Below are 26142 nucleotides of genomic sequence, written 5' to 3' on the forward strand. Positions count from 1 at the left end.
ACCGATGATCGATGTTACCAAGCTTGTTGTAGGTGCGGCGCATGTATTGAGCGGCACCGGGCGGCCTGCCCTTGGTAGACTACGCGCCCCTCTTGTCAGGCGGTCCGCCAGCCATGCTTTGCCTTGCTTTCAACTGCGCGATCTCGAGTAAACCGAGCGTGCGCCCATGAGTCACGCCGTCCACGCCCTGCGCGCCGCGCGCCTGGCGCGTAGTGTCAAACCCTTCCTGGCCCGTGGCTCGCGGGCGGCCCGTTGCCCCGACTGCCGCCTGGCGGCCAGCCATTGCCTGTGTGCGTGGAAACCTCAGGTTTCGGCCCGCTCCGGCGTTTGTCTGGTGATGCACGACGTCGAGGCGTTGAAGCCGAGCAATACCGGCTGGCTGATTGCCGACGTGGTAGCGGATACCTCGGCCTTTGGCTGGTCGCGCACCGAAGTCGATTCCGCACTGCCGGCTTTGCTCGAGGATGATCAATGGCAACCCTATCTGGTGTTTCCCGGCGAATATGCCGAGCCCGAGCGTGTGGTGAGCCGTGTCGAGGTGCCAGCGGGCAAGCGGCCATTGTTCATCCTGCTCGATGCTACCTGGACCCAGGCGCGCAAGATGTTTCGCAAAAGCCCTTACCTGGACGGCCTACCGGTACTCAGCCTGCAACCCGAGGCGCTGTCGCGCTACCGGCTGCGTCGCTCCAAGCGCGATGATCACCTGTGCACCGCCGAGGTCGCGGCGTTGTGCCTGGAGCTGGCGGGAGACGAGAGCGCTGCGGATGCGCTCAATGCCTACCTGGATGTTTTCAGCCAGCACTATCTGGCCTCCAAGGCACCGCACGCGGTTGATCTTGGCGATGCCTTGCACGAGCGCCTCAAGCCCTTCCTGTAAGCGCCGCAGGTTTTGGCCACAGCTGGGCGAGCAGCATGCCGGCGAACATCAGCGCGCAACCGAGGTAGCCGCGCGAGGACAGCGATTCGCCCAGCAGCAGGGCACCGGCAATGGCGGCAAACACGGCTTCCAGAGACAGGATGATCGCCGCGTGGGAGGCGATGGCATGTTTCTGGGCGACGACCTGCAGGGTGAAACCCACCGCCACGCCAAAGATCCCGCCATAGAGGATTGCAGGCAGCGCCTCGGCGATCTCAGCGCCGGGCAGGTGCTCGAAGCCCAGTGCCAGGGCCAGGCTGATCAGCGCGCAGGTAATGAACTGCACCAAGGCCAGTACCAGGGCGTCGTGGCGGGCGGCGAACACACCTACCAGCAGCACATGGATGCCCCATACGAAGGCGCCGGCCAGTTGCAGCAGATCGCCCGAGGCGACATGGAAGCCCTCGCCAACGCTGAGCAAAAACATGCCGACTACCGCCAGCGAGGCGCCCAGCCAGATGCCCAGGCCGGTCTTGTGGCCCAGCAGCAGGCCGAGCAGGGGCACCACGATCACATAGAGGCCGGTGATGAAGCCCGAATTGGTGACGCTGGTGAACAACAGGCCGACCTGCTGCAGGTTGATGCCCAGTGCCAGTACCGCACCCAGCAGGCCGCCGCCAAGCAGCAGCGGTCGGCTGATGGGCGAGGCCGGTTTTGCACGGCGGCGGCGCAGCAGCACGATCAGCGGCAATAGCACGATTACCGCCAGGGCAAAGCGCAGACCACTGTAGAGAAATGGGCCGATGGCTTCCATGCCCAGGCGCTGGGCGACGAACGACGAACCCCAGATCATCGCGGTAATCAGCATCAGTAGATCGGCGCGCAGCGCATGATTGGGCATTGCTGGTGGGCTCCCTGCAGAAGGGCGCAGACTTTGCCGCAAAGCGCCGCGCTTGACCACCCCGCCCGGGCTGGGCATGCTGGTGGGCGCCGTACGCTACGCTGTCAGGCAGATGGAGCCTGCAGCACGGCCTGCCTATAAAAAGAACAGGATCTGCCATGGTCGCTTATGAAATCCTGATAGCCGATGATCACCCCTTGTTTCGCAGTGCGCTGCAGCAGGCCCTGACCATGGGCCTTGGTGCGGGCGTGCGGCTGGTGGAAGTGGCCAGCATCGCCGAGCTGGAAGCACGGCTGGCCGAGAAGACCGACTGGGATCTGGTCCTGCTCGACCTGAACATGCCAGGCGCCTACGGCTTCTCGGGGCTGGTGTTGCTGCGCGGGCAATACCCGCAGATTCCGGTGGTGATGATCTCCGCCCAGGAGGAGTCTGCCGTGGTGGTACGCGCCCGTGAGTTCGGCGCCAGTGGCTTCATTCCCAAGTCCAGTTCGCTGGAAGTGATCCAGCAGGCCGTGCGCCAGGTGCTGGAGGGCGAGGTGTGGTGGCCCCCACAGGGCGAGGAAGCCGCCAGCCTGTCATCCGAAGCCAGGGCCGCCAGTGCAGGCCTGGCCAGCCTGACGCCCCAGCAATTCCGTGTGCTGACCATGGTCTGCGAAGGCCTGCTGAACAAGCAGATCGCCTATGAGCTGAGCGTCTCCGAAGCCACGGTAAAAGCCCATGTTACGGCCATCTTCCGCAAGCTGGGTGTGCGCACCCGAACCCAGGCGGCGCTGCTGTTGCAGCAGCTGGAGTCGGTGCCGGCTGCCTGATGGCGTGGATTTTACGGGATTTTCACGGTGCGCTGGCGTACCCTGCGCGCCTTTCCCTGTCATAGCCCATTGCCCATGTCGCCGTTCAAAGGACAAACCGGTCTAAAGCGTATTCTCAATGCCGCAGGCTATTCGCTCGATGGTCTGCGCGCCGCCTTCACTGGCGAAGCGGCATTTCGTCAGCTGGTACTGCTCAACGTCGTGCTGATTCCCATCGCGCTGCTGCTCGATGTCAGCCGTGGCGAACGGGCGCTAATGGTTGCCGCGTGCCTGCTGGCGCTGATCGTCGAGCTTCTGAATTCCGCTGTCGAGGCGGCGATCGATCGCATTTCCCTGGACCTGCATCCGCTGTCCAAGACCGCCAAGGATATGGGCAGCGCTGCGCAACTGGTGTCGCTGACGCTGATCGGCAGCGTCTGGGCGATCATCCTGCTGGGCTAGGGTCAGCAGCCCTAGCGCACCTGGGGTAGCACGATCTCGTCGCTGCGGCGGATGCCGGCGGTCAGTGCCCGGCACATGTCGAGGAACTCGCGCATCGCCGCAGTCTGGTACTTCTGTCGATGCCAGATGAAATAGAACTGGCGGCGCAGATCCAGGTCGGGGGTTTCCACCGGCACCAGGCTGCCGCGGCGAAAGGCATCGCGTAGCGCCAAGCGTGAAATGCAGCTGATGCCCAGGCCGGACTCGACGGCCCGCTTGATCGCCTCGGTGTGTTCGAGTTCGAGGCGCACGTTGAGGGCGTCGGAATGGTGGCGCATGGCCTGGTCGAAGGTCAGGCGTGTGCCGGAGCCCTGTTCGCGAAGGATCCAGTCCTCGCCGCTCAACTCGCGAATGCCTGCATGGCCGCGCCGTGCCAGCGGGTGGTGGGGCGCGCAGAACACCACCAGCTCATCCTCGACCCAGCTCTGCACCTCGATGTCGGGGTGATTGCAGTCGCCCTCGATTAGACCCAGGTCAATTTCGTAGTGAGCCACCTGCTGCACGATATGTGCGGTGTTCTGCACGTGCAGTTTCACCTGGCTTTCCGGGTGGACCTTCATGAACCCGCCGATCAGCAGGGTGGCCAGGTAGTTGCCAATGGTCAGGGTGGCGCCGACCGCAAGTGAACCGAATCCCGATTTGCCGTTCAGAAGGTCTTCGATTTCCTTGGCCTGGTCGAGCAGGGCGACCGCTTGCGGCAGCAGCTGGCGCCCCAGGGCATTGAGGCTCAGGCGTTTGCCGGCACGATCGAACAGTTGGCAGCTCGATTGCCGCTCCAGCTCGGTGATCGAGGTGCTGGCCGCCGATTGCGACAGGGCGAGCAGCGTCGCGGCCTTGGAAACGCTTTCCTGCTGGGCGACGGCGACGAATACCTGGAGTTGACGAAGCGTAAATCGCATATCTATATAACCGATAACCCATATCTTGATAATTCATTTAACAGATATTCTGGCCGCGATTAGAATGCCGCGCAATTGCGCTTAAGAATCAGCGTGCCCGACGTTTTCAGGAGCCCCCATACATGAGCAACATGAACCACGAACGCGTTCTGAGTGTTCACCACTGGAATGACACGCTGTTCAGCTTCAAGTGCACCCGCGACCCGGGCCTGCGCTTTGAGAATGGCCAGTTCGTGATGATCGGCCTGCAGCAAGAAAATGGCCGTCCGCTCATGCGTGCCTATTCCATTGCCAGCCCGAACTGGGAAGAGCATCTGGAGTTTTTCAGTATCAAGGTGCCCGATGGCCCGCTGACCTCGCAACTGCAACACCTCAAGGAAGGCGACGAGGTGATCATCAGCAAGAAGCCCACCGGCACGCTGGTGCTCGACGACCTCAACCCCGGCAAGCACCTGTACCTGCTCAGCACCGGTACCGGCCTGGCGCCGTTCATGAGCGTCATCCAGGACCCGGAAACCTACGAGCGTTTCGAGAAGGTGATCCTGGTTCACGGTGTGCGCTACGTCAACGAAGTGGCCTACCGCGAGTTCATTACCGAGCACCTGCCGCAGAACGAGTTCTTTGGCGACGCGCTCAAGGAAAAGCTGATCTATTACCCCACCGTGACCCGCGAGCCGTTCGAGAACCAAGGCCGCCTGACCGACCTGATGCGCAGCGGCAAGCTGTTTGCCGATATCGGCCTGCCGCCGATCAACCCGCAGGACGACCGCGCGATGATCTGCGGCAGCCCGAGCATGCTCGACGAAACCAGCGAAGTGCTCGACAGCTTCGGCCTGAAGATTTCGCCGCGCATGCGCGAACCGGGTGATTATCTGATCGAGCGCGCCTTCGTCGAGAAGTGATCTGTTGAGCAGCTGCGCGTCGGCCCTGCTGCGTTGAAAGAAAGCTCAAAATGCTCATGTACAACAGTACATTCCGCTTTTTCGCTTACTTTCGCCTTGCATGGCTCTAGCTCGCAAGCTCCTTGAGGTAGTAGAGAATCGGAGCGTATTTAAGCGCTTCGATTTTTTTTGCCCAGATCAAAGGCATAAAAAAACGGGAGCCTTGGCTCCCGTTTTCGTTGCAGTTGACGCTTATTCGTCCATCTGCGACTGCAGGTAGTTCTGCAGCCCAACAGCCTTGATCAGGCTGAGCTGGGTTTCCAGCCAGTCGATATGTTCTTCCTCGGACTCAAGGATGTCTTCGAGCAGTTCACGGCTGGCGTAGTCGCCCACCGTCTCGCAATACGCGATGGCCGCTTTCAGGTCGATATGGGCCTTGTGCTCGATGCGCAGGTCGCACTCGAGCATTTCCTGGGTGTTCTCGCCGATCAGGATCTTGCCCAGGTCCTGCAGGTTTGGCAGACCCTCCAAGAACAGGATGCGCTTGATGAGCTTGTCCGCGTGTTTCATCTCGTCGATGGACTCGTGGTACTCATGCTTGCCCAGCTTGGTCAGGCCCCAGTCTTCATACATGCGGGCGTGCAGAAAGTACTGGTTGATCGCGACCAGCTCGTTGCCGAGGATCTTGTTCAAGTGCTGAATTACTGTCTTGTCGCCTTTCATGATGAAGCCCGTCCTGCCTGGAATTAAGTAACCGATGGCGAATTCTGGGCTTGCAAAATACGACTGTCAAACGTAAGTTATTGAAATATAAGTGAAAATAAATATAAATGAGAGTGTTTAAGTTATGCGTCTTGGCGCTAACTCATTGAATTCTGAGCATAAAAAAACCGGATACGAGATCCGGTTCTTCGAAAACAGCACGCTTCAAGCCGCAACAAAATTTCCTGGGTAGGCCATGGCTACCTGACTTTGCTGCACTTCGCCCAGGGTTTCCCGCACCACCTGCTTGGCCAGGCACGCGCATTTGCCGCACTGGCTGGCAACGCCCAGCGTTTCACGCACTTCACGGTAGCTGCAGCAACCTTCATAGATCGCTTCGCGGATCTGACCGTCGGTGACACCTTCGCAAAGGCAGACGTACATAGGCTTGGCCCGTCGCATGGCTGAGACTGATGGCAAAAGATACTAATGTTAATGAGAATGCGTGTCAAAGATAAACCGGCTCCTGATTAGCATAATTTCTCAACTTTCGATGAGCGGCAATTCGGCGCCATCATCGGTTCGCAGCCCAGATAATGGGCCACAAAAAAACCGGCTCACGAGCCGGTTTTTGTAGGTGGGGGTAGGGCTCACGCAATTTGCGTGCAGAGTCCTTCTTCCAGGCCGAGCATGATGTTCAGGTTCTGCACGGCAGCCCCTGATGCCCCCTTGCCCAGGTTGTCGAGCTTGGCCACCAGCAAGGCCTGGTTGCCGCTGCTGGCGCCGAAGACCTGCAGTTCTGCACGGTTGCTGCCGCTCAGGCCGTGGGGCGTGATGAACGGGGCAGTGTCGGCGGCGATCTCGTTGTAAGGCTGCACCTGCACGAACTGTTCACCCTGGTAATAGGCGCTCAGGGCTTTGTGCAGCTCGCTGCCATTGCTGCCTTGCAGCGGGATCATCACCAGCATGCCCTGGTCGTAGCTGCCGACCGCCGGCTGGAAGATCGGGCGCGCGTTCAAACCGCTCCAGTGCTGAATTTCCGGGATGTGCTTGTGATCGAAGCCCATGCCGTAGGCGGCGTAGATTGGCGCGCCTTCGCCTTCATAGCGTTCGACCATCTTGGTGCCGCCGCCGGTGTAGCCGGAGATGGCGTTGATGCACAGCTCGCGATCGGCAGCCAGCAGCCCGGCATCGATCAGCGGGCGCAGCAGCAGGATGGCCCCCGTGGCATAGCAGCCCGGGTTGCTCACCGCAGCGGCCTTGGCGATGGCTTCGCGCTGGCCCTTGGCCAGTTCAGCCATGCCGAACACCCAGTCACTGGCGGTACGGTGCGCGGAACTGGCGTCCAGCACCCGGCAGCCGACTTCACGGGCCTGGGCAGCCGTTTCCTTGGCGGCGTCGTCCGGCAGGCACAGCACGGTGACGTCGACCGAGCGCATCAGTTCGAGCTTGGCCTGCACGTCGCGACGCTTGTCGTGGTCGATGGTGACCACCTCGATCTGCGGGTGGTTGGCCAGGCGCTGACGGATCTGCAGGCCGGTGGTGCCGGCCTGCCCATCGATGAAGATCTGGTATTTTTTCATGGCATTCACTCGTCGAAGTCTTCCCAGCCGCCCATTTCCTTCCAGCGATTGACGATGCCGCAGAACAGCTCGGCAGTCTTCTCGGTGTCGTAGCGGGCGGAATGGGCTTCACGGCCATCGAACTCGATGCCGGCGGCCTGGCAGGCTTTGGCCAGCACGGTCTGCCCGTAGGCAAGGCCGGCGAGGCTGGCGGTGTCGAAACTGGAAAAGGGGTGGAAGGGATTGCGCTTGAGGTCGCAACGCGCGACCGCGGCGTTGAGGAAGCCCAGGTCGAAACTGCTGTTGTGGCCGACCAGAATCGCGCGTTTGCAGCCATTGGCCTTCAGGGATTTGCGCAGGCCACGGAAGATTTCAGTCAGCGCATGCTCTTCGCTCACTGCCATGCGCAGCGGATGGTCGAGCTTGATGCCGGTGAAATCCAGCGCCGCCTGTTCGATATTGGCACCCTCGAAGGGTTCGACCCGGAAGAAATGGGTGTGGTCGGGATACAGGAAGCCACCTTCGTCCATGCCGATGGTGGTGGCGGCGATTTCCAGCAGGGCATCGGTGGCACTGTTGAAACCGCCGGTCTCGACATCCACGACCACCGGCAGGTAGCCGCGAAAGCGTGCCGCCATGGGGTGGCGCGCACCGCCGCTGCTCGGCTGCTCGAGGTCGTCTTCGTACTGTTCTTCGCTCATTGACCCGCCTCCAGCAAGCGCCAGCGCAGGCTTTCACCAGCGCGCAGGGGAATTACCGTCTGCTCACCGAACGGCAGGCTCGCCGGAGCAACCCAGGCTTCGCGCACCAGGGTGATGCTGTCGGTATTGCGTGGCAGGCCGTAGAAGTCGGCGCCGAAGTGGCTGGCGAAGCCTTCCAGCTTGTCCAGTGCACCACGGTCTTCGAAAGCCTCGGCGTACAACTCGATAGCGGCATAGGCGGTGTAGCAGCCGGCGCAACCACAGGCGTTTTCCTTGGCATGCCTGGCGTGTGGCGCCGAGTCGGTACCCAGGAAGAACTTCGGGTTGCCGCTGGTGGCGGCATCGAGCAGCGCCTGCTGGTGGGTGTTGCGCTTGAGGATCGGCAGGCAATAGAAGTGCGGGCGAATACCGCCGACCAGCATGTGGTTGCGGTTGTAGAGCAGGTGCTGGGCGGTAATCGTGGCGCCGACGTTGTCTGGTGCCTCCTTGACGAACTGCGCGGCATCGGCGGTGGTGATGTGCTCGAACACCACCTTGAGCGTCGGGAAGCGCTCGACGACGCGGCACAGGTGCTCGTCGATAAAGGCTTTCTCACGGTCGAACACATCGATTTCCGAACGGGTCACTTCACCGTGTACCAGCAGCGGCAGGCCTGTCTCTGCAAGGGCCTCCAGCGCGCCGGTGATGTTGTCCAGGCTGGTGACGCCCGAATCGGAATTGGTGGTCGCACCCGCCGGGTACATCTTCGCTGCGTAGACATAGCCGCTGGCCTTGGCGGCGCGGATGTCGTCGCCCGTGGTGCGGTCGGTGAGGTAGAGCACCATCAGCGGCTGGAACTGGCTGCCGGCTGGACGGGCGGCAAGAATGCGTTGGCGATAGTCGCCTGCCTCGGCGGCGTTGCGCACCGGAGGAACCAGGTTGGGCATGATGATCGCGCGGGCGAAGGTGCGGGCGACATCGCCTACGGTGTGGGGCAGTACGGCGCCGTCGCGCAGGTGAATGTGCCAGTCGTCGGGACGCAGCAGGGTGATGCGGTCGGTCATTGAGGCTTCCAGGCGGGGGCGAAACATGCCCGGAATGCTACCGGAAAAGGGCGGCGGGGGCACGCCGCAGATAGGCGGGCGGCGCACTCAAGTTTTCCCGGTCGCCACCGATACCAGAAGGGTACCTTGCATTTGCCCGGAGCTCGCTGTGCGTCAGCCCCTTTTCCTTCTCATCGGATTGATCCTCAGTGCTGGCGCGAGCCTGCCCGCTGCCGCGATCAGCTTCCAGACGCGCCTGGAAAAGGTCGAATGGCAGGTGGCCGGCGACAAGTTCGAATGCCGCCTGAGCCAGCCGATCACCGATTTCGGCGCCGGGGAATTCGTGCGCCGGGCAGGCGAACAGGCGACCTTTCGCCTGCAGGCCCGCGAACACTGGCTGGGCAACGGCTCGGCCACCTTGCTGGCGGCCGCTGCGCCCTGGCAGCCGGGGCGCGGTGATATCAACCTCGGTGCGGTGAGCGTCGGCAGTGGCGAGGTGCCGTTCAACAGCAGCCAGGAGCAGGCCGGGCGCCTGCTTACCGGCTTGCTCGAGGGGCGCAGCCCACTGGTGCGCCACCGCACCTCCCTGGGCAGCGAAAGCCTCGAGGTGCGCCTGCTGCCGGTGCGCTTTCGCAAGGCCTACGACGATTACCTGAAGTGCACCGCCAAGCTGTTGCCGGTCAATTTCGATCAGGTGCGCCAATCCAATATCGGTTTTCCCGGGGGGGGCACCGAACTCGATGCCATGGCCAAGGCCAGGCTGGAGATCATCCTCGACTTCATGAAGGCCGACCCCACGGTCAACCGCATCGAGCTCGACGGGCATTCCGACAACAGCGGCAATCGCCTGACCAACCGCGACCTGTCGCGCCGCCGTGCGCTGGCGGTGATGGACTACCTCAAGGCCCAGGGCGTGCCCGATGAGCGCATCATCATGCGTTTCCATGGTGAGCGTTATCCGCTGGCGCCCAACATCAGCGCCGCCAATCGTGACAAGAACCGTCGGGTGTCGGTGCGCCTGGACAAAGTGCCGGAAGCGCCCGTGCAACCGACCGAACAGGCCGCACCCGCCGCGCCAGCGGTACCGGCAACACCCGCTGCCACCTCCTGATCCTGTCGCCTTGACGCCATCACCTGTCGCACCCCTGTAAATCGTGGCTCATGGGCAGTAGAATCACGGGCTTTTCGAACAACCCGTGGAGTGGATGGCATGGCGGACGTCAAAAAGGTGGTTCTGGCCTATTCCGGTGGCCTGGACACCTCGGTGATCCTCAAGTGGCTGCAAGATACCTATAACTGTGAAGTGGTGACCTTCACCGCCGATCTCGGCCAGGGCGAAGAGGTCGAGCCGGCCCGCGCCAAGGCCCAGGCCATGGGCGTCAAGGAAATCTACATCGACGACCTGCGCGAAGAGTTCGTGCGTGATTTCGTGTTCCCGATGTTCCGCGCCAACACCGTCTATGAAGGCGAGTACCTGCTGGGTACTTCCATCGCCCGTCCGCTGATCGCCAAGCGCCTGATCGAAATCGCCAACGAGACCGGCGCCGATGCCATCTCCCACGGTGCCACCGGCAAGGGTAACGACCAGGTGCGTTTCGAGCTGGGTGCCTACGCGCTCAAGCCAGGCGTGAAAGTCATTGCCCCGTGGCGCGAGTGGGACCTGCTGTCGCGCGAGAAGCTGATGGACTATGCCGAGAAGCACGCCATCCCGATCGAGCGTCACGGCAAGAAGAAGTCGCCGTACTCCATGGATGCCAACCTGCTGCACATCTCCTATGAAGGCGGCGTGCTGGAAGACACCTGGACCGAGCACGAAGAAGACATGTGGCGTTGGACCAAGTCGCCGGAAGCGGCGCCGGATACCCCGACCTACATCGAGCTGACCTACCGCAACGGTGACATCGTCGCCATCGACGGCAAGGACATGAGCCCCGCCACCGTGCTGGCCGAACTGAACCGCATCGGCGGCGAGAACGGCATCGGTCGTCTGGATATCGTCGAGAACCGTTTCGTCGGCATGAAGTCCCGCGGCTGCTACGAAACCCCCGGCGGTACCATCATGCTCAAGGCGCACCGCGCCATCGAGTCGATCACCCTGGATCGTGAAGTCGCTCACCTCAAAGACGAGCTGATGCCCAAGTACGCCAGCCTGATCTACAACGGTTTCTGGTGGAGCCCGGAGCGCCTGATGCTGCAACAGATGATCGACGCCTCCCAGACCAGCGTGAACGGCGTGGTACGCCTGAAGCTGTACAAGGGCAACGTCATCGTCACCGGCCGCAAGTCCGACGACTCGCTGTTCGATGCCAATATCGCCACCTTCGAAGAAGACGGCGGCGCCTACAACCAGGCCGATGCGGCGGGCTTTATCAAGCTCAACGCCCTGCGCCTGCGCATTGCCGCTGGCAAGGATCGCAAGCTGCTGTAAGCGCTGGCATCCCGCTCACCACGCAGCCCCGTGTTCGCCGGGACTGCGCTGGGCGATCACGATTCGGTTTTCTTCATCCGAGCCTCGTCCTTTCACCGCTCTGGCTGTATGGCCGGCAGGGGCGATGAGTTGTGGGCGTGATGAGTCTCGGCGGGGAATGCTCCCGCCAGGTATGCACCCGCCAAGCGTGCGCCTGGCGGGCGAGGGGAGGGCGTCAGGGTTTGCGGGTCAGCGGCTGCTGGTCGAACTTGACGCCAGCCAGGCCGGTTTTCATCAGGGCGCGGATATTGCCGTGGTCACTGCCTTCGGGCGTGGCCAGCACGCTGCGGTAGTGTTCGCCGAAGCACAGCAGGGCTTCCTGATCGCTCAGGCCTTCGAGCAGGGCCAGGCCCAGAGTCTTGCACGAGCCTTCGTTCTGGCCGGCTGCGTTCTCCACCTCACCGTTGCGAAAGGCGCCGGGCTGGTAGTCGTAGTGCTCGGCGACAAAGGCCAGGGTTTCGGCAAAGGCGAAATGCTCGGCCGCGAGGCGGGCGCGGAAGTCGTTCAGGTGGCTCATGCGGATCCTTTCGGGTTCTTGGCGTTGAAGGCAGCCTGTTGCTCGGGGCTGGCTTCGGTCTGGTACTTGGCCTTCCACTCGGCGTAGGGCATGCCGTAGACCTCTTCGCGGGCCTGGTCCGGCGTCACGGCGACATCCAGGTCATCGGCCGCGGCCTTGTACCATTTGGACAGGCAGTTGCGGCAGAAACCGGCCAGGTTCATCAGGTCGATGTTCTGCACGTCCGGGCGTTCGCGCAGGTGTTGAACCAGGCGGCGAAAGGCGGCGGCTTCCAGTTCGAGACGTTGTTGGTCATTCATGGCGATGCTCTCTCCGGGAGGGATGGCGCGATGATAGAAGCCGGCAGGCCGCTCGGCAACCAGGCGGCCGATGGCTCAGCGGTGGCCGGCGAGGGTGATCGACACCGACTCGGCGAAGCGCAGGGCGTGGGGCTTGTCGACCTCCACTTCGGCGTAGCGCACGGCCTCGTGGGTCATCACCAGGTCGAGAATCTCCTGAGTCAGGCGCTCCAGCAACGCGAAGCGGTTGCCTTCCACGTGGGCGATGATGGCCTTGGTGATGGTGCGGTAGTTGAGGGCGTGGTCGATGTCGTTATCACGTACCGCATCGACCGCCGGGTAGAGGATGGTCAGGTTGATCAACACGTCCTGCTTGTTGTTGATCTCTTCTTCCTTGATGCCGATGAAGGTACGCAGGCGCAGATCCTTGACGCGGATGCGCGCCATGCCGGGTTCCAGTCTGGGCATGGGTTACTTGCTCCGTCCGATCAGTTGCAGGAATTCATGACGGGTATTGTAGGACTCGCGAAACGCACCGAGCATCACCGAGGTGCTCATTACCGAATTCTGCTTTTCCACGCCACGCATCATCATGCACATGTGCTGGGCCTCGATCACCACCGCCACGCCGGCGGCCTGGGTGACTTCCTGGATGGCACTGGCAATCTGCCGGGTGAGGTTCTCCTGGATCTGCAGACGGCGCGCGTACATGTCGACGATGCGCGCGATCTTCGACAGACCGAGCACCTTGCCGGTGGGAATGTAGGCCACGTGCGCCTTGCCGATGAAGGGCAGCAGGTGATGCTCGCAGAGCGAGTAGAGCTCGACGTCCTTGACGATCACCATCTCGTCGCTGTCGGAACTGAACAGCGCGCCGTTGACGACTTCCTCGAGGCTTTTCTCATAGCCGTTGCACAGGTACTGCATGGCCTTGGCGGCACGCTTTGGGGTGTCGAGCAGGCCTTCGCGCTCGGGATCCTCGCCGAGGCCGAGGAGGATTTCACGGTAGTGGTTGGGCAGTAAAGGGTTCATCGTCAGGGTCCTCGCGGCGCCTCACTTGAGGTGGCGGCCGCCGTTCACGGTCAGGTTGGTGCCGGTGATATAGGGGGTGTCCAGCAGGTAGCGCAGGCTCTGGTAGATCACATGGGGCCCGGGTTCGAAGCCCAGGGCGGATTTGTCCAGGGCCTTGGCCCGGTATTGGGCGTCGTCGTCTTCGTTGAACATCAGCAGCGCCGGGGCAATGCCGTTGACCTTGATGGCCGGCGCGAGGCGTGCGGCAAAGGACTGCGTCAGGCTGTCCAGGCCTGCCTTGCTGGCGCAATAGGCCGGGCGATTGGCAGAGCCCTTGCGTACCACGTCGTCGCTGATATGAACGATATCCGCCTGTTCGCTGCGCTGCAGCAGTTCGGCGCAGTGCAGGTTGATGAGGTAGGGCGCCAGCATGTGCACGGTGAACAACTGCGCAAAGGCTGCCGCTTCCTCGCCGGGCGCCTCGGCGAACCAGGCCGACGCGTTATGCACGATGGCGCGCAGGCTGTCGGTATGGCTCTTGAGCTGTTCGACAAAGGCCAGAATGCTGGCCTCGCCGGTGAAGTCCGCGTGCAGGGTCAGGGCACCCCGTTCGCGCAAGCGCTGCAGGCCTGGCTTCTCGCTGCGATAGGTCACGATCAGCGAATGGCCGTCGTCAAGCAGGCGCTCGGCGCAATACAGGCCAACGCGCTGACTGGCGCCGGTAATCAGGATCGGGGCTTTGCTGAGGCTCATGGGCAAGTGGCCGACAGTGGACGGGAAGGCGCCATGATGGAGGCCATTGGCCCTGGCCCTGCAACGTTATAGGAGCCATACACGCTGTACAACCCTTCGTACAGTGCGGGAAAGCCTGGCGCCATGGCTACGCGAGCCATGGCGCTACCCGTTCAGGTGCCGGTGGACGGGCTGGTGCGGCGAAGCAGGCCGGCGGGCCGGTTGCCCTGCAGCCACGGGGCGAGCAGGCGGCTGACCAGGGGGATGAACAGGTAGGTCATTAGCGGCGTCAGTGCCAGGGTGCTCAGCAGTACGCGGGTGACCAGGGGGACGTCCGCCAGCAGATCGCCGAACAGCAGATTGAAACACAATGAAACCGGAAAGAACGCCAGCCAGATGGCGATGGTTTGTTTCCAGCGCGGTGGCTGGCGCAGGCCGCTGCCGAACCAGGCGTCGAGGCCCAGCGCACGCTGCTCGTGAGGCTGGGCGAACAGGCCCTTGCCACGTTCCAGCCAGGCGCGTCGCGAGGCCGAATGCTCCCAGGTGGCCATGGTGCGCTCGTCGGTGAAGCGAAAGATCATCTGGAATTCATCGTCGCCGGGCGGAGGCGCCAGCACGCCGGAGCCCAAGTAGCCGGGAAAGTCGGTAGCCAGCTGCTCGCCTTCGCGCAGCCAGGCGATGAAATCGTGATAGCGCTCGGCAGCCACGCGGCGTGCCACCATCAGGGTGACCGGTTCGGTAGACATCGTGTATCTCCTGCTAGGCACCTGGCCGGGGTAAGGTCAGGCGAATGGCGCGGGTCGGGGTGGTGAGCCGCGTCGTGATTGCAGCAAGGATTATTCCTGTTTCCCATAAATTAGCCAGCAATGTTCGATGGGGCGCACAGGAAAGTGGCCAGGTGCCGCCATATACAAGGGCGCCGAGTTAATTGCCGTTCGTCGGCAAGCAGCGTCCGGGGCCCGTGGCTGGCAAATATTCACCTCAACTTTGCACCCGTTGCAGCAGTCTGGATTGCTGAAGAAGCACTTAAACCAGACTCTTGACGCCTGTACAGGACTTGTACAAGTAAAGTCATCGGCGGGCCGAGCTGGAGTAAACTTGTGAAATCCTGACCTCTGCAACGGTTTTTTCTATGTCCGATCTGGTTGGTTCCGCGCCTTTCAACGTCAATGCCTTCAAGGAAGAGGATTTGTTCCCGATCCGTGAGGTGGCACGGTTGACAGGCGTGAACCCGGTGACCCTGCGCGCCTGGGAACGGCGCTATGGCCTCATCCAGCCGGTGCGCACCGACAGCGGTCATCGCCTCTACTCGCCGGCGGATGTCGAGACGGTACGCAGCGTCCTGGCGTGGATCGAGCGCGGCGTGCCGGTCAGCAAGGTCGGCCGGATCCTGACCCGCAACGAAACTCTTCAGGCCAATGCCACGCCCACTTACGAGTCGGCTACTTCCGGCGAGTGGGCGCAGTGGCAGGGGCGCCTGCTGGCAGCCGTGCAGGCATTCGACGAAGCCGAGCTGGACAGGGTCTACGGCCAGGTATTTTCCAGCTACCCGCTTTCGGTGACCTTCCAGGACATCATCATGCCGCTCTGGCAGCGTCTGCTGCTGCGTTACGGGCGCCCTGGCTACGGTAGCGAATGGCTGTTTTTTGACACCTTCTTGCGTGGCCGCGTGTTGCAGAGGCTGCACAACCTGCGTGACCAGCCGGACAGAAGGTTGTTGCTGGTTGCCCTGCCGGGGCGTTGCCGCGAGCTGGAGTTATTGGTGACCGGCCTGCTGCTAAACCCGGTCGACGCTGCCGTGCATGTGCTGGGCATCGGCCAGGCCCTGGAGGAGTTGCCCCAGGTATGCGGCAAGATGCAGCCGCTGGCGGTGGTGGTGTTTTCCAATCAGCCGCCAGCGGCGGACACCAAGCATGCACTGGAACGCCTTGCCCTTAGCCTGGAGTGCCCGGTCGCGCTGGTCGGCGAGGGCGCCGACCTGCTCGAAGACTGCTTCCGGGGTTCGCCCATCGCCTGCCTCGGTAGTGACGGGCGGCTGATAAGGCGGCGCCTGCGGCAGTTTCTCGCCGGGCGCCTGGATACCTGAGAGGCTACACCATCAAAGGCTGTGGGCCTGGGGATAGCGCTTGCGATGCTGCTGGTACAGGTGGTTTTGCAGGCGCTCGCTGCTGTCTTCGTCCAGCGTCAGTTCGTAGGCCAGTAAGCCGTCATCGGTAATACGCACCAGGCTGCCCTGGAGGATCACCGGCTCGACATCCTCGATATCCAGACCCAGGCTGAAGCGTTGCGGCGGCGAGGCCTTGGCGGTCTGGGCCATGAGCAGGCCGCTCAACGACAATTCATGAACGACCAGGCTGCTTGGCTGCCCGTCACGTCGCAGCAAGGGCTGTGGCGGATCCAGGGGCAAGCGCCAGGAACGGTGAAAGGAGCCTTCCTCGAATATCTGCGGAACACCCAGTTCCAGATGTGGCTTGTTCTGGGCATCGGTAACCAGATGGGGGGTGAAGGTCAGGCGCTGATTGTCGATATGCGCCTCGATGGTCAGCTGCTCCTTGGCGGCGCAGCTGGCAAGCAGTTCGGCGGTCTGGCGTGCGGCATCGACCTGCAGAACCGGATCCGGTTCGGCTGGGGCAGGGGTGCTTTCCGTAAGCTGCTGGATGAATTCCATTTCCAGCGGAGTTAACAGGGACGAATCCTGCATAACGGCTTCTGTGCGAGTGGGAGGGCTCCCTTGTGACAACTCGTCAGGCGCTTCGTTACCGCTACGAAGATTTTTTCAGTGCGGCCAATTCGGCGCGCAAGCGCTCCAGCTCGGCTTCCAGTGCTTGCACGCGCTGCCGATTCTCCACATGTTCACTGACGTCCTTCTGGATGCCGATGAAATAGGTCAGTTGATCCGCTTCGTTGAACACCGGCGTGATGGACAGCTCATTCCAGAACGTGCTGCCGTCCTTGCGGTAGTTGCGAATCACCTCGCGACATGGCTGGCGGCGGTGAATGGCCTTGCGAATCAGCGCTGCGGCCGGCTGATCATGTTCCTCGCCCTGCAGGAACCGGCAGTCCTGATAGAGGATTTCCTCGCTGTCATAGCCAGTGAGCGCTACGAACGCCGGATTGGCGTAAATGAGGATATGGTCCTCGCCCTCTTGTTCCGCGACCACGATGCCATCGTTAGAGGCTTCGACCACCCGTTGCAGCAAGTTGGCATTGATCATCACATGCGTCCCCCGTCGATTTTCACCAGTTTACCAGAGGCGCGTGGATTGCCTGCTGGCTCTGTAACGCCGTACGGCGCAGGGCACGATCGGGCATAATGGCGCGCTGTTCTAGGTGAAGGAGTTCCCATGAAAGTCGCTATTTTCTCCGGCTCGGTTTACGGCACTGCCGAAGAAGTGGCCCGGCACGCCGAGTCGCTGCTCAACCAGGCCGGCCTGGTGGCGTGGCACAACCCACGCGCGAGCCTGGATGATGTGCGAGCCTTTGCCGCCGAAGCCTTTCTGGTGGTGACCTCGACCACCGGCATGGGCGAGCTGCCGGACAACCTGCAACCGCTGTATCACGATATCCGCGACCAGCTGCCAGCCTGGAGCGGGTTGCCAGGCGGGGTCATCGCCCTGGGCGATTCCAGCTATGGCGATACCTATTGTGCCGGTGGCGAACAGGCACGTGAACTGTTTGCCGAACTGGGCATTCGCGAGGTGCTGCCAATGCTGCGTATCGATGCCAGCGAGAGCGTCACGCCCGAGCAGGATGCCGAGCCGTGGATCGGCGAATTTGTCGAGATGTTGCAGAAACGCGACCGTCCATCCTGATGCTCGAACGTTGTTGAACCCAGGCCAGTCGGGTGTAGGGAGCGTTCGTTTTCCGTGACGAAGACGGATGAACTTGCACACCAACTGGATGAAAGGTGACGACAATGAACAAGATGAAGATTCCTGCCCTCGTACTCAGCGGCCTGCTGGCCGGTGCCGTTCTGCCTGCCGTTGCGGACTCCAGCGCTCCTGCTCCCGGCACCACCACACCGCAGCAGTCGACCACGCCGGGGGCTCCGCCTACCGATAATGGCATGATGACGCCCGGCACGCCGGCTCCAGGTACCGATGGCACCACTACCAATCCAGGCACCGGTACGGGTACCGGCAACGGCACCGGAGCCGGCTCTGACCCAATGCCGGGTGGCACTGGTTCCGGCACCAATGGCGGCGGCACAGGCGGTACGGGTACCGGAACTGGCACCGGCACTGGGACCGGCGGCGGCATGGGTGGCGGAACCGGTGGTGCGGGCGGTGCAGGTGGCACTGGCGGCGGTGCCGGTGGCTCCGGCCAGTAAGCGCTGATGCGGTTCGGGTGTTTCCGACTCAGCGGTCGGAGGCACCCGCCCTTGGCTGAGCTAGCGGCTGGCCTTGATACCGTATTTGCGCAGCCGCGTGGCGATGGCGCTGTGTGACGTCTGAAGGCGTACCGCCAATTGCCTAGTCGAGGGATGGCTGGCGTACAGCGTTTCCAACAACTCCTTTTCGAATGCCGACACAGCCATTTCCAGGCTGGTCACTTCTCCCCCCGGTTGTTGCTGGGCCACGGCCGTACCGGCAATATCCAGATCGTCGATCTGCACCAGATTGCTGTCGCAGATGGCCGCTGCCCTGAAGATCACGTTCTGCAGTTGCCTGACGTTACCTGGCCAGCGGTTGCCAAGCAGCGCAGGATAGGTTTCCGGTGTCAGGCGGCACTGGGTGCGCTGGATCTGCGCGCAGGCCTGCTGCATGAAATGCCTAGCCAGCAGCAGAATGTCCTGGCCGCGTTCGCGCAGCGGCGGAACCTGCAGATTGAGCACGTTGAGGCGATAGAACAGATCCTCGCGAAATTCGCCTTCGGCGACCATGCGCTCCAGGTCGCGGTGCGTGGCGCTGATGATGCGCACGTTGACCCGTTCTTCACGGTCGCCGCCGACGCGGCGAAAGGTGCCGTCACTGAGAAAACGCAGCAGCTTGGCCTGCAGGTAGGGTGACATCTCGCCGATTTCATCGAGAAACACCGTGCCCTGGTTGGCCAGCTCCAGCAGCCCGGGCTTGCCACCGCGCTGGGCACCGGTGAAGGCGCCGGGGGCGTAGCCGAACAGCTCGCTTTCGGCCAGGCTCTCCGGCAGCGCCGCGCAGTTCAGGGCCAGGAAAGGCGCGCCATGGCGCGGGCTCAGGGCATGACAGGCGCGTGCTACCAGCTCCTTGCCGGTGCCGGTTTCGCCATGGATCAGCAGCGGCGCATCCAGTGTGGCCACCCGTTGCGCACGGGCCTTGAGGGTGCGGATGGGCAATGAGTCGCCAAGCAGTGAATCGAACCCTTCCGCATGGTCATGGTGCAAGGCGGCCAGGCGCGCACCGATGCGGCTGGGCTCGTAAAGGGTCAGCAGGGCGCCGGCCAACTGGCCCATGTCCGCCGATTCGCTGATGGGGGCGGCGTCGAGCAGCAGCGCCTGGCCGTTCAGCGTCACCTCCCGCATGGGCAAGCGGAAGTGCTGGTCGAGCAGGGCCTGTTGCAGGTCCGCCTCGGCGAACAGTTCGCCAAGCGCCACGCCTTCGGGCTCGCGACCACACAGGGCGATCAGCGCCGGGTTGGCGAGCAGCACGCGGCCATGGGCATCCACCGCCAACACCGGGTCGCTCATCGCCGCCAGCAGCGCGTCGAGCTGCAGGCGCCGACGTTGCCCCGGCAGGATGTCGACCACCGTCACCGCCTGCACGCCGCGCACCTTGAACAGTGCATCGCGCAGTTCGTCGAGCACTTCGGCGCTGAGCGTCGGCGCGTCGATGTAGACGTTGGGCGGCACCATCTCCACGGCGTCGAGATTGAGGTTGCGACCGCCCAGCAGGGCGAGCACCTCCTGGGTAATGCCGACGCGATCAATAAAGGTGACGTGAATGCGCATGGTGGGCCGGGCAGCGGAAGACGGTGGCGCAGTATGCCCGGTCTGACCGGGGAGGTTAACCGCCACTCTATCGTTAACCTGATCGTAACGATAAAGCGCGGCGCTTGATTGATGAGCCAAGGCCACGCTTCTACTGTGATGCCACGACAGCGGAACTCGTGGAGTCATCGATGACAACAACAATATCCCCACCGCCGCAGTGGTCGCGCCGTCGCGCTGAAAAGGCGCGGCGCCTCGACCAGGTGCGTCATCTCGCCGATGGTGTGGTGCTGCCGGGCGACAAGATCGTCGCGGCCCTCGAAGCCTTGATCGCGCCCGGTGACCGCGTGGTGCTCGAAGGCAACAACCAGAAGCAGGCGGATTTCCTCTCCCGCTCGCTGGCCCAGGTCGATCCCGGTCGCCTCCACGATCTGCACATGATCATGCCCAGCGTCAGCCGCGCCGAGCATCTCGACCTGTTCGAGCGCGGCATCGCCCGCAAGCTCGACTTCTCCTTCGCCGGCCCACAGAGCCTGCGCATCGGCCAGTTGCTCGAGGACGGCCTGTTGGAAGTCGGCGCCATCCACACCTATATCGAACTCTACTCGCGCCTGCTGGTGGACCTGATCCCCAACGTCGCGCTGGTCGCCGGCTTCCAGGCCGACCGCCACGGCAACATCTATACCGGGCCGAGCACCGAGGACACCCCGGCGCTGGTCGAACCCACCGCGTTTTCCGACGGCATCGTGATCTTCCAGGTCAACGAGATCGTCGACGAGCTGCCGCGGGTCGACATTCCCGCCTCCTGGGTCGACTTCGTGGTGGTGGCCGACAAGCCGTTCTACATCGAACCGCTGTTCACCCGCGACCCGCGCCATATCAAGCCGGTGCACGTGCTGATGGCGATGATGGCGATCCGCGGCATCTACGAAAGACACAATGTGCAGTCGCTCAACCACGGCATCGGCTTCAATACCGCGGCTATCGAGCTGATCCTGCCCACCTACGGCGAGTCCCTAGGCTTGAAGGGCAAGATCTGCCGCAACTGGACGCTCAACCCGCATCCGACGCTGATCCCGGCCATCGAGACCGGCTGGGTGCAAAGCGTGCACTGCTTCGGCACCGAACTGGGCATGGAGAGCTATATCGCCCAGCGCCCGGACGTGTTCTTCACCGGTCGCGACGGCTCGATGCGTTCCAATCGCCTGATGTGTCAGTTGGCTGGGCAGTACGCGGTGGACCTGTTTATCGGCGCTACCTTGCAAGTAGATGGTGATGGCCACTCTTCGACCGTCACCCGTGGGCGCCTGGCCGGCTTTGGCGGTGCGCCGAACATGGGCCACGATCCGCGCGGGCGTCGGCACAGCACACCGGCCTGGCTGGACATGGCCACGCCAGGCGGCGAAGGCCCGGTGACCCTGCTCGAACGCGGCAAGAAGCTGGTGGTGCAGATGGTCGAGACCTTCCAGGAGGGCGGCAAGCCGACCTTCGTCGAGCGTCTGGATGCCGTGGACGTGGCGAAGAACTCTGGCATGCCGCTGGCGCCGATCATGATCTACGGCGACGACGTCACCCACCTGCTGACCGAGGAAGGCATCGCCTACCTCTACAAGGCGCGCTCGCTGGAGGAGCGCCAGGCGATGATCGCCGCCGTCGCCGGCGTCACTGCCATCGGCTTGCGCCATGACCCGAAAGAAACCGCACGCATGCGCCGCGACGGCTTGATCGCCCTGCCCGAAGACCTCGGTATCCGCCGCACCGATGCCAGCCGAGAGCTGCTCGCGGCCAAGAGCATCGCCGAGCTGGTGGAGTGGTCGGGCGGCCTGTACAACCCGCCCGCCAAGTTCAGGAGCTGGTGATGAAGGCACTGACTGCAATTCAGCCACATCTGGGTGCCTCCAAAAACGTAGACGAGGCAGACAGCGCAAGGCAAGAGCAGGCGAAAAAGCGCAGTTTACGAGGTGTAAATGAGCATTTTGAGCCTGCTCTTAACGCAGCGATGGCAACGCAGGTAGTTTTTGGAGACGCCCAGCTCTCGTTGGGGGATCGGCTGGCCGACCTTGCCGTCGTCGCGCTGATCGACGAGGCCGACCTGTCGCCCAAGCCGGGCCTGGTCGATCGTCGCGGCAGCGGCGCGCACAGCGATTTGCACCTGGGCCTGATGCATGCCTCGGCGTTGGCGCTGTGGCCCAGTTTCAAGGCCATGGCCGAGGCCGCCCGGGAGCGTGGCGAGATCGATCTGCACCTACGTGAAGAGGTGGGCCGCATCGGTCGCGAAGGCGAGGAAGAGATGCTGCGCGTCACCGGCGGCGTCAACACCCATCGCGGCGCGATCTGGGCGCTGGGGCTGCTCAGCGCCGCGGCTGCGCTGAATGTCCGCGAGCTGACACCGGCCCAGGTCGCCCTGCGTGCCGCCCGCCTGGCCTTGCTCGATGACCGCGCGGCGCCCGTCACCGGCGCCAGCCATGGCGCCCAGGTCTGTCGCCTGTATGGCGTGCACGGTGCGCGCAAGGAAGCGCAGCTGGGCTTTCCCGCAGTGATCCAGCAAGCCTTGCCGCAACTGGCACGCAGCCGCGCTGCCGGGGCAGGGGAGCAGAACGCGCGCCTGGATGCGCTGCTGGCAATCATGACCCAACTGGCCGACACCTGCGTGCTGTATCGCGCCGGCATGGCTGGGCTGACCCGCATGCAGCGCGGCGCCCGCGCGGTGCTCGCCGCCGGTGGCTGCGCCAGTCTCGATGGCCGTCGCCGCCTGCGCGAGCTGGAGCGCGACATGCTGCACCTGCGTGCCTCGCCTGGCGGCGCAGCCGATCTGCTCGCCGCCACCCTGTTCCTCGACCGCCTGCAGCATGGCCTGCCGGCGCAGCTTGGGAGTCTGTGAAATGGAAACCCTGTCTTTTCGATTTCCCGCCGGGCAGCCGGCCAAGGGCCGTGCGCTGGTGGGCTGCGTCGGCTCCGGCGACCTGGAAGTGCTGCTCGAACCCGGCCAGGCCGGCACCCTGGCCATCGAGGTGGTCACCTCGGTCAACGGCAGCGCGCCACGCTGGCAACTGCTGTTCGAACGCATGTTCCGTGAGCAGCAGCTGCCGGCGCTGAATATCGCCATCCATGATTTCGGCGCCACCCCCGGCGTGGTGCGCCTGCGTTTGGAGCAGGGCCTGGAGGAACTGAACCATGGTTGAGCAGAACATCCAGCGCCTCCTGGCGCAGCGCAGCTTTACCGAACTCGGTGCCCGCGAGCGGGCCCGCGCACTGCTCGATGCAGGCAGCTTCCGTGAGCTGCTCGACCCCTTCGCCCGGCTGATGTCGCCCTGGCTGCCCAGGCAGGGCATCGTGCCCCAGGCCGATGACGGCGTGGTGGTGGCCAAGGGGCTGATCGATGGCGCGCCTGCCGTGGTGATCGCCATCGAGGGTGCCTTCCAGGGCGGCAGCCTGGGCGAAGTGGGCGGCGCGAAGATCGCAGGCAGCCTGGAGCTGGCCGCCGAAGACAACCGCAATGGCACGCCCACCCGCGCCGTGCTGCTGCTGGAAACCGGCGGCGTACGCCTGCAGGAAGCCAACCTGGGCCTGGCGGCGATTGCCGAGATCCAGGCGGCCATCGTCGAGCTGCGCCAATACCAGCCGGTGATCGGCCTGGTCGCCGGCCCGGTGGGCTGCTTCGGCGGTATGTCCATCGCCGCCGGACTGTGCAGCTATCTGCTGGTGACGCGCGAGGCGCGCCTGGGCCTCAACGGCCCGCAGGTGATCGAGCAGGAGGCGGGTATCGATGAGTACGACTCGCGCGACCGCCCTTTTATCTGGAGCCTCACCGGCGGCGAGCAACGCCATGCCAGCGGCCTGGTCGATGGCTACGTAAGCGATGACGTCGAGGCGATTCGCAGCGAACTGCATGGCCTGTTCGCCAAGGGCAAACCGGCCCAGGAACGCAGCCGTCGCCATGCATGGTTCCTGCAGCGCCTGCGCGCCGTCGATACCGCCGTCCAGGCCGATGCCGCTGCCGTGCGCAGCGCCTACCAGGGAGCATGAATATGACGACTGCACAGCAACAACGCGGCCTGCATTGGTTCCAGGCTCTGGCCGGCGATGCCCAGCCGTTGAATGACCTGCCCGCCTCACTGCGGGTGGCCGACAGCGAGCTGGCCGGTCAGTCGGTGCGTTATCTGGCGGTGATCGCCGATGCGAACAACCCGTTCCCCCGTACCCGCGATGGCGAGGTCGGCCTGCTCGAAGGCTGGGGCCTCGCCAAGGCGGTCGACGAGGTCATCGAGGCCGACCGCGACAAGGCGGCCAAGCGCGCACTGATCGCCATCGTCGACGTACCGAGCCAGGCTTACGGGCGCCGCGAGGAGGCCTATGGCATTCACCAGGCGCTGGCCGGTGCAGTGGACGCCTATGCCCGTGCCCGCCTGGCTGGGCACTCGGTGATCGGTCTGCTGGTGGGCAAGGCGATGTCCGGCGCCTTCCTGGCCCACGGCTACCAGGCCAACCGGCTGATCGCCCTGCGCGATCCCGGCGTCATGGTGCATGCCATGGGTAAGGCCGCCGCCGCGCGCATCACCCTGCGCAGCGTCGACGAACTGGAGGCGCTGGCCGCCACGGTGCCGCCCATGGCCTACGACCTGGACAACTACGCCTCGCTCGGCCTGCTCGCCGAGGTACTCGATGTTGAGCAGGTCGTGCAGCCGACGGCGGCCGACCTGACCCGCGTGCAGGCCGCCTTGGGCCGCGCCCTGGCCGATATCGCCGGCAGCCCACGTGACCTGCGCAACCGCCTGGGCGCCGCCAACCGCGCGGCCTCCGCACAAGTACGCGAGCTGCTGCGCGCGCAGTGGTAGGAGCCGGTCATGCACTCCCCCCGTCCACATGATCTGCTCTGGGGCCTGCGCCCCAAGCAACTGCCCGAGGAGGCACCAGCCTGGGCTTGCGCCGCCCTGGGTGAGCATGTGCCGGTGGTGGTGCGTAGAGCGCCGGCCGAGCCCGGCTGGGTTGCGGTGGGTATCCGTGGCGCCGCGCGTGAACAACGACATGCCGCCTGGATGCGCCTGAGCGAGATCAGCCGCCTGGTCAGCCCGCAGACGGTGGCCCGGGCCGGGCGCTGGCGCAATCACGCTCAGCCACATTGGCCGGCGCTGCGAGCCCTGAGCCAGTTGGCGCCCCGTCTCGACGACCTTGGCCTGAGCTGGGGGGTGACCGGCAGTCTCGGCTTCGAGTTGGCCAGCGGTATCAGCGCCGCACACCCGGGCAGCGATCTCGATCTGCTGCTGCGCGCGCCCCAGCCTGTTTCTCGTGTCGAAGCGCAGACATTGTGCGTATTGCTGGATGAGGCCCCGGGTCGCGTCGATCTGCAACTGGAGACCCCGCACGGCGCCGTGGCACTGCGCGAATGGGCCGGTGAGGCGCCGCGCGTGTTGCTGAAAACCCAGAACGGCCCGCTGCTGGTCAGCGATCCGTGGCAGCTGCAACAGGTGGCGGCATGAGCACGCTCTGGGCCTTCCCCGGCCAGGGTGCGCAGCACCCCGGCATGCTGCACGATTTGCCGGCTGAGCCCATCGTTCAGGCGTGCCTGGCGGAGGCCGAGGCAGTGCTCGGCCAACCACTTGCCGAGCTGGATTCTGCCGAGGCGTTGCAAGGCACCCGCGCCGTGCAACTGTGCCTGCTGATTGCCGGGGTGGCGGGTGCACGCCTGTTGAAGGCGCGTGGTCAGTCTCCCGATTACGTAGCGGGCCTGTCCATCGGCGCCTATGCCGCAGCGGTCGCCGCCGATGCACTGAGTTTCGCCGATGCCCTGCGGTTGGTTGCCCTGCGCGGCCAGCTGATGCAGCAGGCCTATCCCCAGGGCTACGGCATGACGGCGATCATAGGCCTGGACCTGAACGGTATCGAGCGCTTGCTGGCCGAGGTGAACGGCCCGCAATCACCGGTGTTCCTGGCCAACATCAACGCCGAAAACCAGATGGTGATCGCCGGTAGCCACGCGGCGATGCAGACGGTGGGCGAGCGCGCCCGGGCCGCCGGAGCAGGAGCCGTTAAGCCTTTGGCAGTCAGTGTGCCTTCGCATTGCGCGCTGCTCGCCGAGCCGGCCGAAAGGCTGGGTGAGGCGTTCGCCGAGGTTGTACTGCGGCGTCCTGCCGTGCGCTACCTGAGCGGCAGTACCGCGCGGCTGTTGAGCGAACCCGAGGCCCTGCGCGACGACCTGGCCAACAACATGTGTCGGGTCGTGGACTGGGCCGGCGTTCTCCGAACGGCGTTCGAGCGGGGCGTGCGATTGCACCTCGAACTGCCGCCCGGCAGCGTGCTGAGTGGTCTGGCTCGGCGTGTGTTCGAGCCAGCACTGGTCGTCGCCTTTCAGGGCGCACGCCTGGATACGCTGGAGGCGCTGTTGCGTCAGGAGGTGAGCCAGAGCCGATAACGACGTCCGATTG

Annotated in this window: 32 protein-coding genes; 16 read left to right on the forward strand and 16 right to left on the reverse strand. The window is 63.9% G+C overall.

Going from position 1 to position 26142, the window contains the following annotated elements:
- Window positions 1-166: 166 nt before the first annotated feature.
- On the forward strand, window positions 167-877 hold the full coding sequence (locus tag BM154_RS10465) for a tRNA-uridine aminocarboxypropyltransferase (protein ID WP_074882970.1): 711 nt from the start codon (window positions 167-169) through the stop codon (window positions 875-877).
- Here the strand turns inward: BM154_RS10465 and BM154_RS10470 are convergent.
- Window positions 861-1757 carry a DMT family transporter gene (locus BM154_RS10470; RefSeq protein ID WP_074882972.1) on the reverse strand — a complete coding sequence of 299 codons (897 nt, stop codon included), beginning with the start codon at window positions 1755-1757 and terminating at the stop codon, window positions 861-863. The two genes, BM154_RS10465 and BM154_RS10470, sit on opposite strands and share 17 nt — an antisense overlap.
- A gap of 158 nt (window positions 1758-1915) precedes the next feature.
- Here BM154_RS10470 and erdR point away from each other — a divergent pair, with 158 nt between their 5' ends.
- Both erdR and BM154_RS10480 read left to right on the forward strand, forming a co-directional pair.
- Window positions 1916-2566 (forward strand): response regulator transcription factor ErdR, encoded by a 651-nt coding sequence (erdR, locus tag BM154_RS10475; protein WP_074882974.1) that lies wholly within the window; start codon window positions 1916-1918, stop codon window positions 2564-2566.
- Between the two features lie 75 nt (window positions 2567-2641).
- Entirely contained in the window at window positions 2642-3007 is a 366-nt protein-coding gene (locus BM154_RS10480; protein ID WP_074882976.1) for a diacylglycerol kinase, read from the forward strand.
- A gap of 11 nt (window positions 3008-3018) precedes the next feature.
- Here the strand turns inward: BM154_RS10480 and BM154_RS10485 are convergent, their stop codons facing one another.
- Window positions 3019-3945: a LysR family transcriptional regulator gene (locus BM154_RS10485; protein WP_074882979.1), complete on the reverse strand. Its 927-nt coding sequence runs from the start codon at window positions 3943-3945 to the stop codon at window positions 3019-3021.
- Between the two features lie 122 nt (window positions 3946-4067).
- Here BM154_RS10485 and fpr point away from each other — a divergent pair, with 122 nt between their 5' ends.
- Window positions 4068-4847 carry a ferredoxin-NADP reductase gene (gene fpr, locus BM154_RS10490; RefSeq protein ID WP_070885588.1) on the forward strand — a complete coding sequence of 260 codons (780 nt, stop codon included), beginning with the start codon at window positions 4068-4070 and terminating at the stop codon, window positions 4845-4847.
- 231 nt (window positions 4848-5078) lie between these two features.
- Here fpr and bfr read toward each other — a convergent pair whose 3' ends face one another.
- The 5 genes from bfr to pyrC all read right to left on the reverse strand — a co-directional run bounded on the left by bfr (window position 5079) and on the right by pyrC (window position 8834).
- Window positions 5079-5549, reverse strand: a complete 471-nt coding sequence (bfr, locus tag BM154_RS10495; protein ID WP_074882981.1) for a bacterioferritin — start codon at window positions 5547-5549, stop codon at window positions 5079-5081.
- Between the two features lie 204 nt (window positions 5550-5753).
- Window positions 5754-5972 carry a bacterioferritin-associated ferredoxin gene (locus BM154_RS10500; protein ID WP_070883855.1) on the reverse strand — a complete coding sequence of 73 codons (219 nt, stop codon included), beginning with the start codon at window positions 5970-5972 and terminating at the stop codon, window positions 5754-5756.
- Window positions 5973-6178: 206 nt separating this feature from the next.
- The gene (gene argC / locus BM154_RS10505; protein WP_074885270.1) at window positions 6179-7111 is read right to left on the reverse strand and encodes an N-acetyl-gamma-glutamyl-phosphate reductase; all 933 of its coding nucleotides are present in this window, start codon (window positions 7109-7111) and stop codon (window positions 6179-6181) included.
- Window positions 7112-7116: 5 nt separating this feature from the next.
- A complete protein-coding gene (gene rnt / locus BM154_RS10510) occupies window positions 7117-7791 on the reverse strand; it encodes a ribonuclease T (protein WP_074882984.1) in 675 nt (224 codons plus the stop codon).
- Entirely contained in the window at window positions 7788-8834 is a 1047-nt protein-coding gene (pyrC, locus tag BM154_RS10515) for a dihydroorotase (RefSeq protein WP_074882985.1), read from the reverse strand. The genes rnt and pyrC overlap by 4 nt, the downstream gene beginning before the upstream one ends.
- Window positions 8835-8982: 148 nt before the next feature.
- Between pyrC and BM154_RS10520 the strand changes: the two genes are divergently transcribed.
- Both BM154_RS10520 and BM154_RS10525 read left to right on the forward strand, forming a co-directional pair.
- The gene (locus BM154_RS10520; RefSeq protein ID WP_074882988.1) at window positions 8983-9924 is read left to right on the forward strand and encodes a flagellar protein MotY; all 942 of its coding nucleotides are present in this window, start codon (window positions 8983-8985) and stop codon (window positions 9922-9924) included.
- 99 nt (window positions 9925-10023) lie between these two features.
- Window positions 10024-11241 carry an argininosuccinate synthase gene (locus BM154_RS10525; RefSeq protein ID WP_074882991.1) on the forward strand — a complete coding sequence of 406 codons (1218 nt, stop codon included), beginning with the start codon at window positions 10024-10026 and terminating at the stop codon, window positions 11239-11241.
- Between the two features lie 214 nt (window positions 11242-11455).
- Here the strand turns inward: BM154_RS10525 and BM154_RS10530 are convergent, their stop codons facing one another.
- The 6 genes from BM154_RS10530 to BM154_RS10555 form a co-directional block, all read right to left on the reverse strand.
- Entirely contained in the window at window positions 11456-11797 is a 342-nt protein-coding gene (locus BM154_RS10530; RefSeq protein WP_074882994.1) for a HopJ type III effector protein, read from the reverse strand.
- Entirely contained in the window at window positions 11794-12096 is a 303-nt protein-coding gene (locus BM154_RS10535) for a DUF1244 domain-containing protein (protein WP_074882996.1), read from the reverse strand. Before BM154_RS10535 ends, BM154_RS10530 begins: the two co-directional genes overlap by 4 nt.
- 75 nt (window positions 12097-12171) lie before the next feature.
- Window positions 12172-12543 (reverse strand): dihydroneopterin triphosphate 2'-epimerase, encoded by a 372-nt coding sequence (gene folX / locus BM154_RS10540; protein WP_074882999.1) that lies wholly within the window; start codon window positions 12541-12543, stop codon window positions 12172-12174.
- A gap of 3 nt (window positions 12544-12546) precedes the next feature.
- Window positions 12547-13107, reverse strand: a complete 561-nt coding sequence (gene folE, locus BM154_RS10545; protein WP_074883002.1) for a GTP cyclohydrolase I FolE — start codon at window positions 13105-13107, stop codon at window positions 12547-12549.
- Window positions 13108-13128: 21 nt separating this feature from the next.
- A complete protein-coding gene (gene folM / locus BM154_RS10550) occupies window positions 13129-13839 on the reverse strand; it encodes a dihydromonapterin reductase (RefSeq protein ID WP_074883005.1) in 711 nt (236 codons plus the stop codon).
- Between the two features lie 152 nt (window positions 13840-13991).
- Entirely contained in the window at window positions 13992-14564 is a 573-nt protein-coding gene (locus tag BM154_RS10555) for an antibiotic biosynthesis monooxygenase (protein WP_074883008.1), read from the reverse strand.
- 386 nt (window positions 14565-14950) lie between these two features.
- Here BM154_RS10555 and BM154_RS10560 point away from each other — a divergent pair, with 386 nt between their 5' ends.
- A complete protein-coding gene (locus BM154_RS10560; RefSeq protein WP_074883011.1) occupies window positions 14951-15904 on the forward strand; it encodes a MerR family transcriptional regulator in 954 nt (317 codons plus the stop codon).
- A gap of 12 nt (window positions 15905-15916) precedes the next feature.
- On the opposite strand, the gene BM154_RS10565 is transcribed toward BM154_RS10560, so the two are convergent.
- Both BM154_RS10565 and BM154_RS10570 read right to left on the reverse strand, forming a co-directional pair.
- Window positions 15917-16519, reverse strand: a complete 603-nt coding sequence (locus BM154_RS10565) for a hypothetical protein (RefSeq protein WP_074883014.1) — start codon at window positions 16517-16519, stop codon at window positions 15917-15919.
- 61 nt (window positions 16520-16580) lie between these two features.
- Window positions 16581-17033, reverse strand: coding sequence for a PAS domain-containing protein (locus tag BM154_RS10570; protein WP_074883017.1), 453 nt, complete (start codon window positions 17031-17033; stop codon window positions 16581-16583).
- 129 nt (window positions 17034-17162) lie between these two features.
- On the opposite strand from BM154_RS10570, the gene BM154_RS10575 reads away from it, so the two are divergent.
- Window positions 17163-17630 carry a flavodoxin gene (locus BM154_RS10575; RefSeq protein WP_074883020.1) on the forward strand — a complete coding sequence of 156 codons (468 nt, stop codon included), beginning with the start codon at window positions 17163-17165 and terminating at the stop codon, window positions 17628-17630.
- Between the two features lie 104 nt (window positions 17631-17734).
- Complete coding sequence (locus BM154_RS24290) at window positions 17735-18148, forward strand: hypothetical protein (protein WP_074883024.1); 414 nt, start codon at window positions 17735-17737, stop codon at window positions 18146-18148.
- A gap of 60 nt (window positions 18149-18208) precedes the next feature.
- Here the strand turns inward: BM154_RS24290 and BM154_RS10585 are convergent, their stop codons facing one another.
- Entirely contained in the window at window positions 18209-19741 is a 1533-nt protein-coding gene (locus BM154_RS10585; RefSeq protein WP_074883027.1) for a sigma-54-dependent transcriptional regulator, read from the reverse strand.
- A 170-nt stretch (window positions 19742-19911) separates the two neighbouring features.
- Here BM154_RS10585 and mdcA point away from each other — a divergent pair, with 170 nt between their 5' ends.
- The 7 genes from mdcA (at window position 19912) to mdcH (ending at window position 26129) form a co-directional block, all read left to right on the forward strand.
- The gene (mdcA, locus tag BM154_RS10590; protein WP_074883029.1) at window positions 19912-21579 is read left to right on the forward strand and encodes a malonate decarboxylase subunit alpha; all 1668 of its coding nucleotides are present in this window, start codon (window positions 19912-19914) and stop codon (window positions 21577-21579) included.
- Window positions 21580-21719: 140 nt separating this feature from the next.
- Window positions 21720-22601: a triphosphoribosyl-dephospho-CoA synthase gene (locus tag BM154_RS10595; protein WP_074883032.1), complete on the forward strand. Its 882-nt coding sequence runs from the start codon at window positions 21720-21722 to the stop codon at window positions 22599-22601.
- 1 nt (window position 22602) lies between these two features.
- The gene (locus tag BM154_RS10600; RefSeq protein ID WP_074883035.1) at window positions 22603-22902 is read left to right on the forward strand and encodes a malonate decarboxylase subunit delta; all 300 of its coding nucleotides are present in this window, start codon (window positions 22603-22605) and stop codon (window positions 22900-22902) included.
- Entirely contained in the window at window positions 22895-23746 is an 852-nt protein-coding gene (locus BM154_RS10605) for a biotin-independent malonate decarboxylase subunit beta (RefSeq protein WP_074883038.1), read from the forward strand. Before BM154_RS10600 ends, BM154_RS10605 begins: the two co-directional genes overlap by 8 nt.
- Before the next feature lie 2 nt (window positions 23747-23748).
- A complete protein-coding gene (gene mdcE, locus BM154_RS10610; RefSeq protein WP_074883040.1) occupies window positions 23749-24555 on the forward strand; it encodes a biotin-independent malonate decarboxylase subunit gamma in 807 nt (268 codons plus the stop codon).
- A gap of 9 nt (window positions 24556-24564) precedes the next feature.
- Window positions 24565-25197 carry a malonate decarboxylase holo-ACP synthase gene (locus BM154_RS10615; protein ID WP_074883044.1) on the forward strand — a complete coding sequence of 211 codons (633 nt, stop codon included), beginning with the start codon at window positions 24565-24567 and terminating at the stop codon, window positions 25195-25197.
- The gene (mdcH, locus tag BM154_RS10620) at window positions 25194-26129 is read left to right on the forward strand and encodes a malonate decarboxylase subunit epsilon (RefSeq protein ID WP_074883047.1); all 936 of its coding nucleotides are present in this window, start codon (window positions 25194-25196) and stop codon (window positions 26127-26129) included. The genes BM154_RS10615 and mdcH overlap by 4 nt, the downstream gene beginning before the upstream one ends.
- Window positions 26130-26142: the final 13 nt, after the last annotated feature.

Origin of the sequence: Phytopseudomonas argentinensis, from assembly GCF_900113905.1 — a bacterium.
Classification (GTDB): domain Bacteria; phylum Pseudomonadota; class Gammaproteobacteria; order Pseudomonadales; family Pseudomonadaceae; genus Aquipseudomonas; species Aquipseudomonas argentinensis.

Bases quoted from the DNA above. Each gene is read 5' to 3' on its own strand.
- BM154_RS10465 (WP_074882970.1), top strand. From the start codon at position 167: ATGAGTCACGCCGTCCACGCCCTGCGCGCCGCGCGCCTGGCGCGTAGT.
- BM154_RS10470 (WP_074882972.1), bottom strand. From the start codon at position 1,757: ATGCCCAATCATGCGCTGCGCGCCGATCTACTGATGCTGATTACCGCG.
- erdR (WP_074882974.1), top strand. From the start codon at position 1,916: ATGGTCGCTTATGAAATCCTGATAGCCGATGATCACCCCTTGTTTCGC.
- BM154_RS10480 (WP_074882976.1), top strand. From the start codon at position 2,642: ATGTCGCCGTTCAAAGGACAAACCGGTCTAAAGCGTATTCTCAATGCC.
- BM154_RS10485 (WP_074882979.1), bottom strand. From the start codon at position 3,945: ATGCGATTTACGCTTCGTCAACTCCAGGTATTCGTCGCCGTCGCCCAG.
- fpr (WP_070885588.1), top strand. From the start codon at position 4,068: ATGAGCAACATGAACCACGAACGCGTTCTGAGTGTTCACCACTGGAAT.
- bfr (WP_074882981.1), bottom strand. From the start codon at position 5,549: ATGAAAGGCGACAAGACAGTAATTCAGCACTTGAACAAGATCCTCGGC.
- BM154_RS10500 (WP_070883855.1), bottom strand. From the start codon at position 5,972: ATGTACGTCTGCCTTTGCGAAGGTGTCACCGACGGTCAGATCCGCGAA.
- argC (WP_074885270.1), bottom strand. From the start codon at position 7,111: ATGAAAAAATACCAGATCTTCATCGATGGGCAGGCCGGCACCACCGGC.
- rnt (WP_074882984.1), bottom strand. From the start codon at position 7,791: ATGAGCGAAGAACAGTACGAAGACGACCTCGAGCAGCCGAGCAGCGGC.
- pyrC (WP_074882985.1), bottom strand. From the start codon at position 8,834: ATGACCGACCGCATCACCCTGCTGCGTCCCGACGACTGGCACATTCAC.
- BM154_RS10525 (WP_074882991.1), top strand. From the start codon at position 10,024: ATGGCGGACGTCAAAAAGGTGGTTCTGGCCTATTCCGGTGGCCTGGAC.
- BM154_RS10530 (WP_074882994.1), bottom strand. From the start codon at position 11,797: ATGAGCCACCTGAACGACTTCCGCGCCCGCCTCGCGGCCGAGCATTTC.
- BM154_RS10535 (WP_074882996.1), bottom strand. From the start codon at position 12,096: ATGAATGACCAACAACGTCTCGAACTGGAAGCCGCCGCCTTTCGCCGC.
- folX (WP_074882999.1), bottom strand. From the start codon at position 12,543: ATGCCCAGACTGGAACCCGGCATGGCGCGCATCCGCGTCAAGGATCTG.
- folE (WP_074883002.1), bottom strand. From the start codon at position 13,107: ATGAACCCTTTACTGCCCAACCACTACCGTGAAATCCTCCTCGGCCTC.
- folM (WP_074883005.1), bottom strand. From the start codon at position 13,839: ATGAGCCTCAGCAAAGCCCCGATCCTGATTACCGGCGCCAGTCAGCGC.
- BM154_RS10555 (WP_074883008.1), bottom strand. From the start codon at position 14,564: ATGTCTACCGAACCGGTCACCCTGATGGTGGCACGCCGCGTGGCTGCC.
- BM154_RS10560 (WP_074883011.1), top strand. From the start codon at position 14,951: ATGTCCGATCTGGTTGGTTCCGCGCCTTTCAACGTCAATGCCTTCAAG.
- BM154_RS10565 (WP_074883014.1), bottom strand. From the start codon at position 16,519: ATGCAGGATTCGTCCCTGTTAACTCCGCTGGAAATGGAATTCATCCAG.
- BM154_RS10570 (WP_074883017.1), bottom strand. From the start codon at position 17,033: ATGATCAATGCCAACTTGCTGCAACGGGTGGTCGAAGCCTCTAACGAT.
- BM154_RS10575 (WP_074883020.1), top strand. From the start codon at position 17,163: ATGAAAGTCGCTATTTTCTCCGGCTCGGTTTACGGCACTGCCGAAGAA.
- BM154_RS24290 (WP_074883024.1), top strand. From the start codon at position 17,735: ATGAACAAGATGAAGATTCCTGCCCTCGTACTCAGCGGCCTGCTGGCC.
- BM154_RS10585 (WP_074883027.1), bottom strand. From the start codon at position 19,741: ATGCGCATTCACGTCACCTTTATTGATCGCGTCGGCATTACCCAGGAG.
- mdcA (WP_074883029.1), top strand. From the start codon at position 19,912: ATGACAACAACAATATCCCCACCGCCGCAGTGGTCGCGCCGTCGCGCT.
- BM154_RS10595 (WP_074883032.1), top strand. From the start codon at position 21,720: ATGGCAACGCAGGTAGTTTTTGGAGACGCCCAGCTCTCGTTGGGGGAT.
- BM154_RS10600 (WP_074883035.1), top strand. From the start codon at position 22,603: ATGGAAACCCTGTCTTTTCGATTTCCCGCCGGGCAGCCGGCCAAGGGC.
- BM154_RS10605 (WP_074883038.1), top strand. From the start codon at position 22,895: ATGGTTGAGCAGAACATCCAGCGCCTCCTGGCGCAGCGCAGCTTTACC.
- mdcE (WP_074883040.1), top strand. From the start codon at position 23,749: ATGACGACTGCACAGCAACAACGCGGCCTGCATTGGTTCCAGGCTCTG.
- BM154_RS10615 (WP_074883044.1), top strand. From the start codon at position 24,565: ATGCACTCCCCCCGTCCACATGATCTGCTCTGGGGCCTGCGCCCCAAG.
- mdcH (WP_074883047.1), top strand. From the start codon at position 25,194: ATGAGCACGCTCTGGGCCTTCCCCGGCCAGGGTGCGCAGCACCCCGGC.